Here is an 18,371-nt window from a genome sequence, read left to right as displayed (position 1 = left end):
GAGCAATTCGTTCAGCAATTTACGGCTTAAATTCTTTGTGAGGTGCGACGTGATGAAACCTCGAATTCAATGGGCGGCTTTTGGCGGACTGGCGCTGCTTTGCGCTGGTTTCTTGTTGGCAAACAACATGATAGCACTGGCGCAAGGCGGTGTGGGCCGCGGCACAGTCAATGCACCGCGCGATCCCGAACTGGAAAAGCAATCGGCCCACAACCTGGAAGTCGCGCGTTACTATTTCAAACGCAAACCCGCCGGCAAAAACGACAAAGAGGGCTGGGCGCGCTTGAACAAAGCGGTGATTGACCGCTTGCAAGAAATCATTGACACCAATCCGTCGTTCGCCCGTCTGGATTCGGTCTACTTCCTGCTTGGCGATGTTTACAGGCGCGACAATCAGCCCGAAAAGGCGCTGGAATGTTGGAGCATCATCGTCAAGGATTACACCGACAGCGAACATTTCCCCGAAGCCAAGAAACGGCTCGGCAGCACGGTCGAAGCGGACAAAAAGACGCCCGCCACCAAAGAACCCAAACCCGAAAAGAAAGGATGAGGAAGTCTGGGGAAGTCTGTAGAACTCAGACTTCCCCAGACTTCTCTCGACTCGCTAAAAAATGTCTTCACTCGTAGTCGTTGGCTCCGTCGCCATTGATTCCATCAAAACGCCGTTCGGCGCACGCGAGCGCAGCCTCGGCGGTTCCGCCACGCACTTTTCCGTTTCCGCTTCGTTTTACACCGACGTCAGTGTCGTCGCCGTCATCGGCGATGATTTCGGCGCGGCTGACGAAGCCGTTTTTCACGAACGCAAGATCAATACGCAATACCTGCAACGCGTGCCCGGCGGCAAAACCTTCCGCTGGGTTGGCGAATACGGCTTTGACCTAAACACCGCGGTCACCAAGGACACACAGTTGAATGTCTTTGCCGACTTCAAACCGGAACTTTCCGCCGAACTGAAAAACGCGCCGTTCCTCTTCCTCGGTAACATTCAACCTACGCTGCAACGCCAGGTGCGCGAGCAATCGAACGCCAAATTCGTGGCGATGGACACGATGAACCTGTGGATTGACATCGCGCGCGACGAATTGATCAAAACTATCAGCGTCGTGGATTGCGTTGTCATCAACGACGCCGAAGCGCGCCAATTGGCTGGCGAAGCCAATTTGATTCGTGCCGCGCGCAAAGTGCTTGATCTTGGCCCGAAGCTGCTGATCGTCAAACGCGGCGAATACGGCGCGGCCTTCTTCACCAAAGACTCCTTCTTCGCCACGGCGGCCTATCCGCTCGAAGCCGTTTTCGATCCGACCGGCGCGGGCGATAGCTTCGCGGGCGGCTTCATGGGCTACCTCGCGCAAGCCGACAAGATTGATGATCATACGCTGCGGCGCGGCATCATCTACGGTTCAGTGATGGCGTCTTACAACGTCGAAGAGTTCAGTTGCGACCGTCTGCGCCGCCTGACTTCTGATGAGATCAAAGCCCGCTTCCACGAGTTCAAAGAGTTCACGCATTTTGAAATTTAGAGCGTAGGGGCAGACCTGCGTGTCCGTCCCGGTCGAATTTGACGCCACCGATCCCGTCTGCTGCCACCGGGGCAGACACGCAGGTCTGCCCCTACGGTTAACCGGCAATGCTTTTCCACAAATTCCAGGCCCTCGGCAACGACTTCCTGATTGCACGCGAACGCGATCTGCGCGCGGTGTCACAGGATGTTGAAGCCTTGTCACGGCGGCTTTGCGACCGGCATTTCGGCGCAGGCGCGGATGGCCTGGAGATGCTGTGCAAAGCGGTTGATTCGGCTAAGGCCGACTTCGCGGTGCGCTTGTTCAATGCGGATGGCGGCGAGACGCCAATTTCCGGCAACGGCACGCGCTGCGTCGGAGCCTGGCTTTATTACACCGGTGCGTGGTCGGCGCCCACCGTCAGGATTGCCACGGGCGCGGGCGTCAAAGTATTGAACCTGATCGAACGCGACGGCGCGCGCTGCGTATTTGAAACTGAGATGGGCGTGCCGCGTTTGCGCAGTGCGGAAGTGCCGATAGTGTTGCCGCAACCGCTGGAGCGCGTCATTCGCCAACGGTTGGAAATCGGTGGAAAGCCAATCGAGATCACCGCCACTTCGATGGGCAATCCGCATTGCAGTTTATTTGTCGAGAACTTCGACCTGGATTGGCGGCGGTTGGGTGCCGCGTTGGAAATTCATCCGGCCTTCCCTGACCGCACCAATGTTGAATTCGTGCGCGTGCTCAATCGCCACGAAATTGAAGCCCGTTTTTGGGAGCGCGGCTGTGGCGAAACGCTCGCTTCGGGCACGGGATCGTGCGGCGCGGCGCTGGCGGCAATGCTGAACGAATTGACCGAGCGCAAAGTCACCGTCAAAACGGCGGCAGGCGAATTGCTGGTTGAATGGCGCGCCGACGGCTCTGTCGTGCAAACGGGCGAGGCGTGCGCCGTGTATCAGGGCGCATGGCTGGCCAGTTGACCCAAGTTGACAAGGAGATGCGATGAACACGACCGACGAACTGAAACTCAAAACCGTCGCGTATTTTTCCAACTCTGCTGAAGCCGGGATGGTCGCCGAGTTGCTCGAAAACAATGGCATCTCGGCGGTCTTGCAGGGCGGCAATTTCGGCGGGCTGGAACCATTGCTGATTCCAGGCGGGTATTCGGAAATCCGCTTGGGCGTGGCCGAAAGCGAGTTTGAACAAGCGCGTTCCTTGTATCTGGCCTTCTTTAGTTCTGAAGCGACATTTGACGAAAGCGATCAGGATTTGATAGAAAGCCCACCGCATTAAGATGAGTGAATTGAAGACGGAAGCAGGGCGCAACGATCCGCCAGATACGCTGCCAGATGCATTGCTGGTTTTAACGACCACTGCAACACAGCAGGAGGCGGCCCGAGTGGCCCAGGCGTTGCTCGAAGCCGAGTTGGCGGCTTGCGTGCAAATGCTTGCGCCGATGACTTCGCTGTATCGCTGGCAAGGCAAACTGGAAAGCGCCAGCGAAGTTTTATTGCTGATCAAAACGACGCGCGCGGCATACGCCGAACTGGAAGCCTTGCTCAAGCAGTTACACCGCTACCAAACGCCGGAAATCATTGCCGTGCCGGTTGAGACTGTCGCCGCCGATTATCTGGCGTGGTTGCAGGCGGCGATTAAACCAGGCAGATAAGTTTCTTCGCTGCGTTGTTCGTTGGCGATTCGCTCGCTGGCCCATTTCTATTGATTGCCCGTAACAGGTTCGTTGACCCGAATCAGCCCCATTGCTCGTGACGTGACACAAAGAATGTCGCCTTGCCCTAAGCAACGCGCTTTGTGTAGATTACGTCACAACGATCCCCTAACAACTCAAGATCATTGCAAGGAACCCGTTCCTCGATTCCTTTCCCTGTCAGACCCGGTATAGCCGTGCAAGTCTTCGTGTCGGTTTGCGCAGGCGCGCGGTGTCAGACCTGAGTGAACGGCTCAATTATTCGCCTTGCTTGATCACATCATATTTGCGAGAAGCTATAAGGAGTTTATATGGCGATGCGTGTGTTAGTCATTGAAGACGAAACCAAGATGGCCGACCTGATCAGACGCGGACTGGAAGAGGAGGGGATGCAAGTCGAGTTAGCCTTCGATGGCGACAGCGGATTGGCGGCTGCGCAAGCGGGCGGTAACTTTGACGTCATCATTCTCGATCTTGGTTTGCCGAATCGCGACGGGCTAGAGGTTGCCCAGACATTGCGAAACGCGGGCAACAAAACCGCTATCCTGATTCTGACTGCGCAGGACAGCACCGAAATGAAGGTCAAGGGGCTGGATACCGGCGCGGATGATTACCTGACCAAACCCTTTGCCTTTTCGGAGTTGGTCGCCCGCTTACGCGCGTTGGCGCGCCGTGCCCAAGCCGCCGAATCCGGCGAAGACAAAACGCGCCTGCAAATCGGCGATCTTTCGCTCAACCTCATCAACCGCAAAGCCACTCGCGCCGGCATCGAAGTGCAACTCACCGGCAAAGAGTTCGCCTTGCTGGAATATTTCATGCGTCACCCGGATGAAATCCTGTCGCGCGAGACGCTCTCGGAAAAAGTCTGGGAAGAAACCTTTGACACGCTCACCAACGTCATTGACGTCTATATCAACTACTTGCGCAACAAGGTGGATCGCCAATTCGAGCCGAAACTGATTCACACCGTGCGCGGGGTTGGTTACCAATTCAAAGCATACAACGGCGAATCGCGCCTGTTACAAGCGGAAAGCAAAACCGCCTAGTGCTGAGACAGGGAGACGAGGAGAGGTTGAGATGGGGTGAAAACGCCGTCTCCCCTTCTCCCAATCTCCCTGTCGCCCCGTCTCAACCATGCTCTCCCTGCGCTACAAACTCGCGCTTTATTACCTGGTCATTCTTTCGCTGGTGCTCATGGTCTGCGGCCTCGCGATTTATGGGTACATCTCGCGTAGCCTGGTGAATACGATTGACCAATCGCTCGATCATCAGGTGCAAAAGCTGGAGCAAATCGCCAAACTCAGCACCTACGATTCACCTAACGACGAACCCAACTTCCCGCCCGGCGGCGAACCCGAAGCCGAGAACGAGGTCGTGCCGCTCGCCATGCATCTGATGCAGGTCATCAACGAACGCGGCGAAATCAAGACGGAAAGTTACGCGCATCCGCAAAATGAAGTCGCCGCCGATCTCGCGGCCCTGCAACGGCTCGCGCCGGATCGGACGTATCACGATACTGTCGTTATGCCCGGCGGCGAAGCCTTGCGTCTGGCGACGCGCCGCACCAAAGGACACGACGGCGCCGACTTTTATGTGCGGCTGGGTTATTCGCTCGCGGCGTTGCAGCAGGCGCGCAAACGGCTGCTCTTGATCTTCGGCATTGTGATTCCGCTGGCCCTGTTGCTGAGTGGTGCGGGTGGTTTGGTATTGGCCAACCAAGCGCTGCGCCCGGTGGACAGCCTCACCAAAGCCGCCGAACAAATCGGCGCTGGCGACTTAACCGAGCGCGTGCCGGTGCCGGAAAAGATGGATGAGTTGGGGCGGCTGGCGTCCACCTTCAATCACATGATCGCGCGCCTGCAAGCGGCCTTTGAACGGCAAAAGCAATTCACTTCGGACGCTTCCCACGAATTGCGCACACCGCTGGCCGTGATGCGCGGTGAACTGGAAATCACGCTGCGGCGCGAACGCTCGCCGGAAGAGTATCAACGCACGCTCGGCTCGAACCTGGAAGAGATCATTCGCCTCTCGCGTTTAGTGGAAGACCTGTTGATGCTGGCGCGCGCCGATGCCGGGCGCGTCGAGTTGCGCTGCGAGCCGGTCAACCTGACCGCGCTCTGTTGCGACACCGCCGATTACATCACGCCGCTGGCTGAGCAACGCGAACAAACCCTGGTTTGCCTGACGCCGCCCCAAACCGTCACCATTCAGGCCGATCAGCAACGCATCAAACAACTGCTGCTCAACCTGCTCGACAACGCGATCAAATACACCGACCACGGCGGCACGATCACGCTCAGCCTGGCGGCTGAAAGCGACGCGGTCGTCATCAAGGTCGCCGACACCGGGCGCGGTATTCCGCCTGAAGACGTACCGCACGTCTTCGAGCGATTCTTCCGCCGCTCGGCAAAAACCAGTGACCGCAGCGCCTCGGGGTCGGGCTTGGGCCTGTCTATTGTGAAATGGATTGTGGAAGCGCACGGCGGCAGCATTGAGGTGCAAAGCAGGCTGAGCGAGGGCACGACCTTCACGGTGCGCTTCCCGCTGGTTGAGTCTTAAAGAGACTGGGGGCTGTGAAAAGAGACGAAAGGCAAAAGCGGCGGTGGGGAACCTTTCCCTGCTGCCGCTTTTGCCTATGGTGTGAAGCCAGTGACTTCATCCTGTGATAGCGAGTTAGTTGTGCGCGCTATCCACTTTGCATAAATCGCCCGAAGCGTTGTGCTCCAAATTTCGTTGAATGAGGAAATTAAGCCCGCCCAAGGTGACATTTGCCCACGAGCCGTTGGCCGTTTGGAATTGAAAATGTCCGAACGTCCACGCGCACTTGTCAGCGTTCTCTGCACCACCGGAATCATACCAGGCGTTCAAATCAGGATCAGAGACAGCCTCTTCCAGTTCGTGCGTCATAACGGAAATCATCCCGTCAACGCCTGGGTTGTTGTTCGGGCTGGTGGATTGCGCCGCACAACCGGTGATACAACGCGCCGCATTGCCAACAAACGAGTAGCGAATATGCCCCGACGTGATATTGCCCGCCGTATGCCAGCCGCAATAACGGGAACAAAACCCGGAAGATTCGCTGACATTGGAAGAGGTCAGCAAAAAGTAAACGCCGTTCGTATCAAAAGGCAATTTGCCTGGGCCAATGGCGCTGCCGACAGCGGTCTTCACTCTGGCATCTGAGAGGCGCGTCCCCTGAGAACCGGTGTCGGTATATTCACCGGCCAGGGTTACATTGCCTGTAACAGGTGTGCCCGCGATGCTGTAAGTTTGATTGAGATTGAAATGAGGTGAGCCGCTAATGTTGTTCGCCCACACGCGGACAATCTGCTGACCGGCAGCATCATCGGTGCCATTGGCTTGGTTCCAGTTGCCATACCAAATGAGATAGACGTGCACTATCCCGCCGATGACGGGGCCGCCGTGGTGCGTAATTGGCGATGTTGCCGTAGTACCGCCCGCAGTGGGAGCTTCACCGATCTTGGCGTGAGCGTTGGGATTGGGACGGTGCAACACTTCTGACGGTATTGGATCACCCTGGCCTTCATCCTTACCCTGGCCTTGGCCTTGTATTCGACTAACACTAAAGTGACCAGCAACGGCCAACAGCAATAACACCAACGTAAAGCATAAGCTTCTCTTCATTGCTCAATCCTTTCTGAATTATGTTTTAGATTTTTCGATTCGTGGCCTAGCCTCAGCCAGACGCTGATCGAAGTTAGAAATTCGGCTGTCCGCAACAGTCTGCGCTGCCAGCTTCACGATAAAGCCGGCGCGTCTGCCGCCGAGACGGCTACGCTGCTCATCATTTTAGTTTGAAGAACAACAAAGTCCGTTTTCAATTGCTTGGGGGTAACGTGGGAGTATGGGAGCAGTGCAAGCGGCGGCGGTCTTTGCGTCACATCAACCGCCTGTTGATAAAACTCCACACACGCTCTTCATATATTTAGCGACCCGCTGTGATAAAGAGCCTAAAGTTACTAAGGAGAGGGAGGAAAAACCCGTGGGCACGGACAACGCTTTGTGATTACTATTGAAGAAATCCGATCCATTTAACCGATAAAGCGGGCGGAGTATAGACAGCCAATCCAGGCAAAGCAATCAAAAAAAACTGTTTTGGTGGCAGGTAATCAAGATTTTTTGAATTCGTTTGGCAGGCCGAACAGCCATAGCAATTTATGCCATGCCCTGCTGAATGCGCGTCCTTTGTTTGGACAAGCGCTGATGCATCAAGCGCCACCGTTGGCCCTGACCTGGCGGGGTCATAAGTTTAAGCGCCGCCCGGTAATCAAGCGCGCCCCGCGCTGATAGGTAAAATACATCCACGCCCAATTCAAGAGCGCCGCCGCGCGATTGCGGAAGCCGATCAGGTAAAACAGGTGCAGCGCCAGCCACGCCAGCCACGCCAGCCAGCCGCTCAGATGCATCTTGCCGATTTGCGCAATCGCCGCATTGCGCCCGATCGTCGCCATGCTGCCCTTGTCCACATAATGGAATTGCTCATACGGCTGTTCGTTCAGCGCGCGGCGAATATTGCGCGCCACACAACGCGCCATTTGCATCGCCACCGGGCTGACGCCGGGCAACGGCTGGCCGTCCTGTTCCAGATAAGTCATATCGCCGATGGCAAAAACATTCTTGCGGCCCGGCAAGGTCAAGTCAGCTTCAATTTTCACGCGGCCCGCGCGGTCAACCGGGACGCCCAGCATTTGCGTCAGCGCCGTCGCGCGCACACCCGCGCCCCAAATCACTGTCGCGGCGGCGATGTGCTCGTTGCCCAGATACACGCCGCTTTCATCAATGTTGGTCACTTGCGCGTTCTTGCGCACGCGCACGCCGAGGTCGCTCAACTGGCGTTCGGCACTCGCCGACAACTCCGGCGCAAAGCTCGGCAGAATGCGCGACCCGCCTTCCAGCAAGCGAATCTCAGCCTGCTCGGGATAGATCGAACGGAAATCGCGGTCGAGCACGTAGCGCGACAACTCGGCAATCGCGCCCGCCAATTCGACACCGGTCGGCCCGCCGCCCACGACAACGAAGGTCATCAACTGCTTGCAACGTTCGGCATCGGTTTCTTTTTCCGCCGCTTCAAAGGCCAGCAGCACGCGGCGGCGAATCTCGACTGCGTCATCCAAATCTTTCAAGCCCGGCGCAAACCGCTCCCATTCATCGTGGCCGAAATAGCTGGTGCGCCCGCCCGCCGCCAGCACGAGATAGTCATAACCGAGTTCGCCCTCACTCAATTTGACAACCTGCTTGTCAAAATCCACGCCCCTGGCTTCGGCCAGCAACACGCTGGCATTCGCCTGCTTGCGCAACACCGAGCGAATCGGCGCGGCAATATCAGCCGGCGACAAGCCCGCCATTGCGACTTGATACAGCAACGGTTGAAACAAATGATGATTGGCGCGGTCAAGCACGGTGATGCGTACTGGCGCGCGTTTGAGTGATTGCGCGCAGGTGAGGCCGCCGAAGCCTGCGCCGATGATGACGACGTGGGGTTGTGGTTGATTCATCTCTGACCTTCTACCTGGGAGCGCAGCGCTTCCAGCCTGCGGGCCTTGCACAACTCGCTCTTTGGTTTCCGATGCGCCCTCCCCGCCAGCACGCAGGCAGGGATGCACTGCGCTCCCAGGTTATTGCCCGCACCACGCCTGCACTTTGGCGGCGGTGGCCGCGCGCCAGCGGCGGAAAGATTCGCGCGGCTGTTATGCTTGAATGATTGCGTAACGATGCCGCTGGCTGAGCAGACAAACGACATTGCCGGGGCGGTCTACGATCACGGCGAACCGATCCATAATGTCGCGGCCTAAAATGCAGAGGTCAAGCGCAGTGGGATCAGTCACGGCGCTAAACCGGCTAGTAAAAATTACTGGCGCGCCGGTCTCACGTGGCAGATTGAGTTTCGTCTCGACGCTGACCGAACCCGTCATGCCACCCAATCCGCTGATCTCTTCTTCGGCTTCGAGCAATGGCAGACCAAGCTTGACCACGGCTGCCGCACTGAATACGGTGCGATCCGCGCCCACGTCCACGAGGAATTCGATGCCTTCCCAAAAACCGCTGCCTGACAGCAATTCGCCCCGCACGACTGGGCGCACAACGCTATCCTCACACAACTTCCATTCACCATTGATGCGCATAGATTCGGACCGTCTTCTTCGGATAGATATAGCGGATCAGACTGCTGTGGTCGTCAGGATGTGCGGCCTTGGCCAGCGCGAGCGCTGCTGCCGCAGTAGCGCCGACAAACAACTCTTCTCCGGCCACCACAATGAACTTTCCGCGCTGGTTGCGATAAATTTCTGTAGCGTGCGCTTGTAACCACGCCGAATTGCGCTCCGCTTGCGCCCATCTGGTTTGAAAGGCGGCAATCTCCACCGGATCAGTGACTTCTTCCATTAACACTTGAACTACGGGTAATTTCATCTTCGTTGCCTCCACGGCCAGACTTTACCACTGCGGTGTAATGTGTGCCAAAGCCTCACTGCCCGCGCCGCGCCTGCACTTCGGCTTCGGTGGCCGCGCGCCAGAGGCGGATGGTTTTGTCGAAACCTGTAGATGCCAGAGTTTTCCCGTCGGGCGAAAATGCCACTCCAAAAACAATTGATGAATGACCTTTCAGAGTAATCAGTTCCTGTCCTGCATCCATATCCCAAAGTTTGATCGTTTGGTCGTGGCTGCCTGACGCCAGCCTTTTCCCATCAGGTGAAAATGCGATTGTCCAGACTTCGCTGGTGTGCCCTTTCAACGTACGTAGCTCTTTTCCACTTGCCACGTCCCACAGCTTGATACTCCTATCAGTGCTGCTAGAGGCCAAAGTTCTGCCATCGGGAGAGAACGCGACATCAAGAACATAACCTTTGTGTCCCAGAAGTGCTCGCAGTTCACGGCCTGCAACTAAATCCCACAAGATCACGCTTTTATCAAAGCTGCACGAAGCAAGCATTTTGCCATCAGGTGAAAAAGCGATTTTAGAAATGAAGACTCCCGGAACATGGCCGCTGAGTGTAAGTAACTCTTGCCCGGAATTCGTATCCCAAACCTTAACTTTTCCTTCGCCATAACCTGCTGCGATCTTTCTGCCATCTGGGGAAAACGCCACAGCCGCTGTCTCCTCATTTTTCAAAGCGATTGAGAAGAGCGCAGTACCAGATGACAATGACCATAACTTCAGAGTGCTATCGCTAGCTGTAGAAGCCAGCTTATTTCCATCAGGTGAAATACTGACGCCATAGACACGACCTGTGTGCCCTTTGAGGATGAGCGACTCCTGCCACGTATTTGTATCCCACAATTTTATCGTCTGGTCTTGTATGCCAGCCGCCATCCTTTTTCCGTCAGGCGAAAATACAACTGAGCTAATCCCCGCTTCCTGCTTTGGCAACACGAGTGGCTCCGGTTCAGCTTCTACGCTCCAAAGTTTCGCTGTGAAATCGGCGCTAGCCGAAGCCAGTTGTTTGCTATCCGGCGAAAAGGCTACCGAATGAATACTTTGGGTATGCCCTTTGAAAGTAGCCAATTCTTTTCCTGTAAATGCATCCCACAGCCTCACTGTATTTTCATACTGCCCTGCAGCGATCTTTTTCCCATCCGGAGAAAACGCCAGAGAGACAGCGATCTCCTTTGCATCAAGTGCCAACTTAACCAACTCCAGCCCGGAGGCACAGTCATATATTTTTACCTCTCCGATACCACCTAACGCCAACCGTTTTCCATCAGGAGACAACGCGCAGGTGTGAGCGGGGCGGGAACTGGGTTTAGTTATGAATAGTTCCTGCTCCGTCGTAACGTCCAGGACTCTTGCAGTTCGGTCATTCCCTGAGATGGCTAGCCGCTGACCATCAGACGAAAAAGACATTCTTTCTACGGCATCAATGTTGGCTGTGAATGTACGGAGTTCCTGTCCGGTTGTGACATCCCACAGTTTGATCGTCTTATCGTTGCTGGCAGAAACCAGCTTTTTCCCGTCCGGTAAAAAAACTAGGGAGTGTACTCGGTCTTTGTGTCCTTTGAGAGTAATTACTTCCTTCCCCGTTGAAACATCCCAGAGCTTGATGCTCCTGTCATAGCCTCCGGAAGCTAGTCTCTTTGAGTCGGGGGAAAAGGCGAGAGACCACGGAGCTTTGGTATGGCCCTTCAGGGTGAATAGTTCCTTCTGAGTAAGAAGGTCCCAAATTTTTACGTTCATCTCACCATCTGCCGTTGCTAGCACCTTCCCATCCGGCGAGAAAGCTACTGAGTTGACATCATTTGTATGAAGCAAAGTAGCGATTTCACGATGGCAAAGCCGCCACATATGAAACCACTCGAACCCGCGTAAATCTGTTTCTTTTGACTGTGGAATGTGTCCATTTAGCAACTCGCGCAGGCGATCTATGCTACTCGCCTCCCAGTCTTGCCCAGCCACGTTCATATGCGCGTTGTAAAGCAACCGCCGATTTGTTTGTTCTGATTGTACTGCGCGATTGCGTTGTCTGAACGCAGTGAAAGCCAGTCCGCCAACGATTGCAACAATCACCGCCGCCACCGCTGCCGCCCGCAACAACCCTCGCCGATACGCCGCCCGTTGCCGCAACACTTCGGCATCCGGCAAATTCGCCAGCACCCATTCCCGGTCAAAGACGCGGTAGTAAATCCGGTTGCGCACGTAAAGCAGCCCTTCGGCGACGCGCGTGATGCCCGACAGGCGCAGCACGCTGATGAGCGGATTCGTTTCGTCATCTTTGACGCGCTGGTTGTCGCGCAGCTTTTTGTACAAGTCCAACAACGCGGCGCGGTCGGCTTCGCTCTTGAGCATACGTTCGCGGACAAACAACAGGTTGTCGTCGCGTTCGCGGGCGCGCGTCGTGAAAAACAACTCTTCGCACAAACGATCAATCCCGGCGGCATCGTTGACATTCGCGTCTTCGGCAGTGGCCTGGCAGAGGCGTTGCGTCAGGTAAGGATGCCCGCCCGTCCAATACAAAATGCGTTGCAACAGTTTGTTGGCCGTCTTGTCGTCACGCCCCAAACCACGCGCGAGCGGCGCGGCTTCGGCGTCGTTGAAATCGTTGAGTTCGATGCGCTGCCCGATATTGAACGGCGTCGTGCGCGTGTCGCGGATCAAATCGGAGGGCGAGGCTACGCCCAGCAAACAGAACGTCAGGCGTTCGAGTTCGGGGTCTTCGGTGCGGCGGTTATAAAGTTCGCGGATGGCGGCGAAAAACTCGTCGGTCGAAAACGGCAGGCTGCGCACGGCGTCAATCTCGTCCACGAAAAAGACGAGGCGTCCGGCGCGTTGCGGCAAGACGACTTCGTGCAGCGCCGACATCCAGCGTTGCAACGGCCCCAGCCGCGGATGCTCCGTCCAGTAATCTTCCAACTCGTCTTCCAAGCCGAGCTGCCGCCCGACGCGGTTGAGCAAGCCGTCGTACCACTGCTCGGCATTCAGGTTCTGGCCGATGGAGGTCAGATCGAGCACGACGACGTGCGCGCCCGCTTCGCGTAACCGGGCCGCCGTGCGCACCATCAGGCTCGACTTGCCCATCTGGCGCGAAGTCAGCACGTAACAGAACTGCCCTTGCCACAGCCCATCATACAGCGCCTGATCAGCGCGGCGTTCGACATAACACGGCGCATCGCGGCGCAGCGTTCCACCGGTGACATAGAAACCGGTTTCGCCAGTTGCGCGATTAGTTGCGCGATTAGTTGCGCGATTAGTTGCGAGATTGGTTGCGCGGTTGCTCGAAGCTGTTGCGGTCATAAGCCCTCCCGAAGAAATTCAGATTGTCCTGCGCCGGGTAAGGCGGGAAAGGGCGCTGGAAAGTGACACGGGCATGAAAAAAAATCTTGAGAGCATTCTGCTCAGCCCCGAAGGGGCGCGATTCAATAGCCGTGGGCAACGCCCACGGAGCGCACACCAAAAAACTCCGGCCCTGAAAGGGCCGCATATCAAATCGGATGCGACCCTTTCAGGGTCGGGGGCTTACGCGCACCATTCCGTGGGCGTTGCCCACGGCTATTGAATCGCGCCCTTTCAGGGCGTTAAAGCCAGTTGGCTACAGCAACCGTTTCTCAAGATAAGTCGCATACAACTGGCAACGCGGACGCGCCTCGCGCGCCGAATCACCCGCAATCAACCCGGCGCTGCGCAAACGGTAGAAGCTTTCGGGCGACGGGCAGGGTTTGCCTTGCAAGACGCCGCGCACGACGGCGCTGAGTTCGGCGTCCTGTTCCAGCGATGCGGCAATGCGGCGCAAGTGATCGCCGAATGGACCGTCGGCGTGGTCGGCGATGGTTTCAAGTTCAGCGAGGGTGCGACGGTGATTGACCATTTCCTGCAAGCCGCAACGCACCAGATAAGGATGGCCGCTGACCAGGCGGCCATAACGCGCGACTTCGGCATTGTCGCGCAAGGGTGCGCCGTAACGCGTGTTGAGTTCGGCCACTTGTTCAAGGCTGAAATCATCGAGCGCCAGCCGCGTGCCGACGTTGAAGGGCGATTGGTTCATGTCGCTGATAAACAGGTGCGCTTCGGTGGCATAGGCAATCGCCAGCGTCAGCCGTTGCCACGGCCCATCAGGGTCGAGCGAACGTTCGTTGTGCCAGGAGCGGAAGAGGCCAAAGACTTCGCTGCCAAACGTGCAGGCAAACAAACGGTCAACCTCATCCAGGCCCCAAACCAGATGGCCGGAGATTTTGCTGAGTACTTCGCGGCGGATGAAACGCTCGAAATTGATGCTGGGGCCGCGCCGCGCATTCCAGACGTCTTCGGGCACGACGTCCAGGTCGAGTCGATCGGCGATCAGATCGGCCAGCGCGAGATAAAAGGCTTCGGCGGAAACCAGTTCATCGGCGCTCAGCTTTTGCAGATCGGTCAGCACGACTTTGGCCCCGGCACTGCGGGCCTGTTGCAAGCCGCGCGCGAGCAGCGAAGTCTTGCCGACCTGCCGCGCGCCTTTGAGCAGGACGATGCTGTCTTGCCGGGCGATGGCCGCGCGGAACTCTTCGTCGGTCGGACGCACGATGTAAAAGCGCGAAGCCAGCGGCACCGCGCCACCTACGGGTTCCAATTCGGCAGGATGCGAATGCTGAACCGGCGGCAACGTGGCGGCGAGGGGCAGCGTGGCTTGCTCTTCGGTATCGGGTTTGTGCCGGGCGGCAAAATCCAGTTCAAGTTTCAGGCGTTTCAATTCGGCCAGCAATTCGCGGCTGCTGGGCCAACGCGCGTCGCGGTCTTTGGCCAATGCGCGTTGAACAAGTTGCTGCAATTCGGTGCTGTCATCATTTTCAGATTGGGGCAGCGGCAACGGCTCGCGTTCAAGAATCGCGGCAATCGTTTCGGCAATCGAAGCGCCCTCGAACGGCGCGCGGCCCACGAGCATTTCATAGAGCACGACGCCGAAGCTGAAGAGGTCTGAACGCGCATCCACTTCGACGCCGCGAATCTGCTCGGGCGACATATAACGCGGCGTGCCCAACACCTTGCCGGGGTCAGTGTGGAATTGCGGATGGTGGATTGCGAAATGCGGAATATGTTGTTCGCTCAATTTGGCGAGGCCGAAATCCAATACCTTGACGATGCCGTCAGGCCGCACCATCACGTTTTCGGGTTTGATGTCGCGGTGAATGATGCCGGCGGCGTGGGCCGCGGCCAGCGCGCTGGCGAGTTGCGCGGCGAGGTCGAGCGTTTCGGCCAAGGGCAACGGCGCTTCGCTCAAACGCTGGCGCAACGTGCTGCCGTCAATGAATTCGGTGGCGATGAAATGCAGCCCGTCCAATTCGCCAATCTCAAAAATCGTGATGATGTTCGGATGGTTGAGCGCAGAGGCGGCGCGCGCTTCCTGTTTGAAACGCTGGACGCGTTCGTCGTCTTGCGTGAATTCGGGCGGCAGCAATTTGAGCGCGATGGTGCGGCCCAGGCGTTGATCTTCGGCGCGATAGACTTCGCCCATGCCGCCGCGCCCCAGCAAGGCGCCGATGCGATAGTGGCTAAGCGTTTGACCGGTGCGCAGCGCGGCGGCTTGCGCGGCCATGCTTTTGGCGGCGGCTTCGAGCGCGGGTTCGCTCAGGAAATCATCGGCCCGCTCGGCTTGCGCATCAGCGTTGAATAAGGCTTCGACTTCGCCGCGCAACCCGTCGTCGTCAGCGCAGGCTTGTGCGAGCAAGGCGGCGCGCGCGTCGGCGTCGAGGTCTTCGGCCTGCGCAAACAACTCGTTGATGCGTTGCCAGCGGACGGGATCAAGTTTCATCAGCGCCTCCCAAGTCAGGGCTACGAAGTTCACGATAGAGCCACGCGCGCGCCAGTTTCCATTCGCGCAAAACGGTGCGGCGCGAAAGCTGCAACGCCTCGGCGGTCTCGTCAACGCTCAAACCGCCGAAGTAACGCAACTCGACGATGCGGCATTTGCGCGGGTCAACTTCGCCCAGCAGTTGCAGCGCGTCATCCAGCGCGATCAATTCGGCGTCACGCTGTTGCGCGGCGATCAGGGTTTCATCGAATTCGAGCTGTTGCGCCTGGCTGCCGCGTTTGGCGTAATGGCGCGCGCGGGCAAAATCCACCAGCACGCGGCGCATCATCTGCGCGGCGATGGCGATGAAATGCGCGCGGTCTTGCCATTCGACGTGTTGCCAATCGAACAGGCGCAGGTAAGCTTCGTTGATGAGCGCCGTGGTTTGTAGCGTGTGGCCCGCGCGTTCGCCGCGCAAATACCCGTGCGCCAGCCGCTGCAATTCGCCGTAAACCAGCGGCGTCAATTGGGCGAGCGCCGCCGCATCGCCGTCGTGCCAAGCGTGCAGCAATTGCGTAACTTCTGGGGGCGAGTCGTTTGGCATTTGACTGGTGGTGCACCCCTGGGAGCGCAGGCGTCTCGCCTGCTGTAAAAAAGCCGCGTAGCGTTCCTTATCCTTAGCCTTGCACATTGCCAACACTGGAATAAGGAAGGCTGCGCCGCTTTTTTTATTAGCAGGTGAGACGTCTGCGCTCCCAGGGTTAATTCAAGACGCGCAACACAATCGCCACTTGCTTCGTCGTCGGCTGCGCTTCGATCTCGCGCAGCGCGTCCTGCAATTGCTGCTCGCGCACGCGATGTGTCAGCAAGACGATGGTCGCCGTGCCGTCTTCGGTCACGCCCTTTTGCGTGAAGCTGTGCAAACTGACGCCGTGGTTGCCGAAAGCCTGGCCCAGATGGCCGATGACGCCGGGCGAGTCGCGCGTTTCGAGGCGGATGTAATAGCCGTTCACCGTTTCGGCAATCGGGAAAACTTCAGAGGCTTGCGAGCGGATGGAGGATTGGAAGTAACGCGCGAAGTCGGGCAGCTTGATGGCACTGGCCAGATTGATCACATCGCCGACGACCGCACTGGCCGTGGGGTAGCGGCCCGCGCCGGGGCCGAACAGCATGATTTCGCCGACCGCGCTGCCGCTGATGAAAATCGCATTGTTGACGCCCTCGACGCCCGCCAACGGATGATGCTGCGGGACGAGCATCGGGTGCGCGCGCACGTCGAGTCTTTGTGGAAAGTTGGTTTCTGGCTGTTCGTCATTCCCCGGCTGCGCCAGGCCGATCATCTTGATGCGGTAGCCGAATTCGTTGGCGAGTTGAATGTCCAGGTCGCTTATGGCGGTGATGCCCTGGCGGTAAATCTGGCCGACTTCGACCGGCGTTTGAAAGGCGAGCGAGGAAAGGATGGCGATTTTGTAAACGACATCAAAGCCTTCGATGTCGTTGGTCGGGTCGGTTTCGGCAAAGCCTGCGGCCTGCGCTTCGCTCAAGGCTTCGGCAAAGGGCTTCTTCTCCAACTCCATTTTGGTCAGGATGTAGTTAGTCGTGCCGTTGATGATGCCGGCGACGCGCGCGATGCGATTGGCTTGGAGGCCGCGTTGCAAAGTCGAAATCAACGGGATGCCGCCGCCAACCGCCGCTTCAAAAAAGATCGTGACGTTGTGTGCATTGGCCAGCGCGAAAAGCTCGGGGCCGTGTTTGGCAATGAGTTCTTTGTTGGCGGTGACCAGGTGTTTGCCGTTGGTGAGCGCGCGTTTGACCACCTCGTACATGGGGTCAACGCCGCCCACAACTTCGACAATGACTTCAATCTCCGGGTCGTCGGCCAGTTTGAAGGGGTCGTTGGTGAGCGCGAGTTGTTGCAAGTCCACTTCGCGCGGTTTGTCGAGGTGGGCGACGGCGATGCCGCGAATGTCGAACTGGGGATTGTCGCGCAATAAATTGACGACGCCTGTGCCGACGGTGCCCAGGCCGATAATGCCAAGTGTAGTCTTGATGCTCATAAATGCTGTGTGTGTTCTGCCGGGTTGAGAATTAAGGCGCAGCTTAACCGCCAAAGGCGCATCGGCGCAACGCTATGGCCGTGGCAAAGCTGCAAGACCTGCCCCGCCCTGCCGTTCGTGCCGATGTAGCTTTGCATAACACGCGCCCGCAAAAGGGCGGTTTGACAGCCGCTGAAACGGTACGTTACTTTGCGCGTCATTGAGCAGGCCTTGCGTGGGCGACGCTAACAACTTGGGAAGACAATCATGAGAACAGTTTTTGAAGACACGACTGAACGCGAAAATATAGAGGATGCCAAGGCCAATGAACGTGGCCGGCGGCTGACGATGTTCCTCTGGATTTTCGCCATCCTCTTTTTCTTTGGTTCCTGGCGCACCTACCATTGGGCGGCCAACCGCAAACCGCCGGTGCCGCCACCGCCGCCGGTTTCGCTGACAGACCCGAAACAGATCAGCGATCTCATCAACAAATTCAACGGGTTCATCAAAGACCAGAATTGGGGTGAAGCGGAAAACCTGCTCTCTGCTACCGGGAAGCAACGGCTGACCGATGAAAAGAAAACCTTGCGCGAAAGTATGTTGGGCGACCGCAAAGACGACAAAGTCATGGAGGCCGCAATCACTGCTTCCGGCGCCAGTACGGAATCAACGGTGCGCTCCGATTGCGTATACTATTTCCTGGACAAGCAATACAAGATCATCCCGATTGTCGTGGTGATGGAAAATGGCCGGTTGGCGATTAACGGCTGGTAAAGGCCGGTTCTATTATTCAAGGCAAAGCAAAAGCCTCAACAGGCGCTGTCTCAGAATTACACTGAACAGTGGCGGTTGAGGCTTTTGCCATTTGCACCGGCACCGCGAAAGTAGGACGGACTTTAGTCTGTCCAGACCAACT

The 18,371-nt window shown here is 57.4% G+C and carries 16 protein-coding genes; 8 read left to right on the top strand and 8 right to left on the bottom strand.

Annotation, left to right across the window (positions count from 1 at the left end; translation table 11 throughout):
- Positions 1–52 precede the first annotated feature (52 nt).
- The 7 genes from HY011_23935 (at position 53) to HY011_23905 (ending at position 5,766) form a co-directional block, all read left to right on the top strand.
- Positions 53–550, top strand: coding sequence for a hypothetical protein (locus HY011_23935; protein MBI3425992.1), 498 nt, complete (start codon positions 53–55; stop codon positions 548–550).
- Positions 551–611: 61 nt separating this feature from the next.
- Complete coding sequence (locus tag HY011_23930) at positions 612–1,520, top strand: sugar kinase (protein MBI3425991.1); 909 nt, start codon at positions 612–614, stop codon at positions 1,518–1,520.
- Between the two features lie 107 nt (positions 1,521–1,627).
- Positions 1,628–2,479 carry a diaminopimelate epimerase gene (locus HY011_23925; protein ID MBI3425990.1) on the top strand — a complete coding sequence of 284 codons (852 nt, stop codon included), beginning with the start codon at positions 1,628–1,630 and terminating at the stop codon, positions 2,477–2,479.
- 22 nt (positions 2,480–2,501) lie between these two features.
- Positions 2,502–2,792, top strand: a complete 291-nt coding sequence (locus tag HY011_23920) for a DUF2007 domain-containing protein (protein ID MBI3425989.1) — start codon at positions 2,502–2,504, stop codon at positions 2,790–2,792.
- 1 nt (position 2,793) lies between these two features.
- On the top strand, positions 2,794–3,168 hold the full coding sequence (locus HY011_23915) for a divalent-cation tolerance protein CutA (GenBank protein ID MBI3425988.1): 375 nt from the start codon (positions 2,794–2,796) through the stop codon (positions 3,166–3,168).
- A gap of 356 nt (positions 3,169–3,524) precedes the next feature.
- Complete coding sequence (locus tag HY011_23910; protein ID MBI3425987.1) at positions 3,525–4,253, top strand: response regulator transcription factor; 729 nt, start codon at positions 3,525–3,527, stop codon at positions 4,251–4,253.
- An 88-nt stretch (positions 4,254–4,341) separates the two neighbouring features.
- Positions 4,342–5,766 (top strand): heavy metal sensor histidine kinase, encoded by a 1,425-nt coding sequence (locus HY011_23905; GenBank protein ID MBI3425986.1) that lies wholly within the window; start codon positions 4,342–4,344, stop codon positions 5,764–5,766.
- A 114-nt stretch (positions 5,767–5,880) separates the two neighbouring features.
- On the opposite strand, the gene HY011_23900 is transcribed toward HY011_23905, so the two are convergent.
- The 8 genes from HY011_23900 to HY011_23865 all read right to left on the bottom strand — a co-directional run bounded on the left by HY011_23900 (position 5,881) and on the right by HY011_23865 (position 17,476).
- Complete coding sequence (locus HY011_23900) at positions 5,881–6,852, bottom strand: hypothetical protein (protein ID MBI3425985.1); 972 nt, start codon at positions 6,850–6,852, stop codon at positions 5,881–5,883.
- A 617-nt stretch (positions 6,853–7,469) separates the two neighbouring features.
- Entirely contained in the window at positions 7,470–8,723 is a 1,254-nt protein-coding gene (locus HY011_23895; protein ID MBI3425984.1) for an NAD(P)/FAD-dependent oxidoreductase, read from the bottom strand.
- A 192-nt stretch (positions 8,724–8,915) separates the two neighbouring features.
- On the bottom strand, positions 8,916–9,350 hold the full coding sequence (locus tag HY011_23890; protein MBI3425983.1) for a hypothetical protein: 435 nt from the start codon (positions 9,348–9,350) through the stop codon (positions 8,916–8,918).
- Positions 9,334–9,609, bottom strand: a complete 276-nt coding sequence (locus HY011_23885) for a hypothetical protein (GenBank protein MBI3425982.1) — start codon at positions 9,607–9,609, stop codon at positions 9,334–9,336. Before HY011_23885 ends, HY011_23890 begins: the two co-directional genes overlap by 17 nt.
- A gap of 82 nt (positions 9,610–9,691) precedes the next feature.
- A complete protein-coding gene (locus HY011_23880) occupies positions 9,692–12,952 on the bottom strand; it encodes an AAA-like domain-containing protein (GenBank protein ID MBI3425981.1) in 3,261 nt (1,086 codons plus the stop codon).
- A 295-nt stretch (positions 12,953–13,247) separates the two neighbouring features.
- Positions 13,248–15,440, bottom strand: a complete 2,193-nt coding sequence (locus tag HY011_23875; protein MBI3425980.1) for an AAA-like domain-containing protein — start codon at positions 15,438–15,440, stop codon at positions 13,248–13,250.
- Positions 15,430–16,023, bottom strand: coding sequence for a sigma-70 family RNA polymerase sigma factor (locus HY011_23870; GenBank protein MBI3425979.1), 594 nt, complete (start codon positions 16,021–16,023; stop codon positions 15,430–15,432). The genes HY011_23875 and HY011_23870 overlap by 11 nt, the downstream gene beginning before the upstream one ends.
- A gap of 157 nt (positions 16,024–16,180) precedes the next feature.
- Entirely contained in the window at positions 16,181–17,476 is a 1,296-nt protein-coding gene (locus HY011_23865; protein ID MBI3425978.1) for a homoserine dehydrogenase, read from the bottom strand.
- A 246-nt stretch (positions 17,477–17,722) separates the two neighbouring features.
- Here HY011_23865 and HY011_23860 point away from each other — a divergent pair, with 246 nt between their 5' ends.
- Positions 17,723–18,229, top strand: a complete 507-nt coding sequence (locus tag HY011_23860; GenBank protein MBI3425977.1) for a hypothetical protein — start codon at positions 17,723–17,725, stop codon at positions 18,227–18,229.
- Positions 18,230–18,371: the final 142 nt, after the last annotated feature.

Source organism: Acidobacteriota bacterium (genome assembly GCA_016196035.1).
In the GTDB taxonomy this organism is placed as follows: Bacteria; Acidobacteriota; Blastocatellia; order RBC074; family RBC074; genus JACPYM01.
Note: the sequence above shows the minus strand (reverse complement) of the source record. Positions and strands in the feature narration are given on the sequence as shown.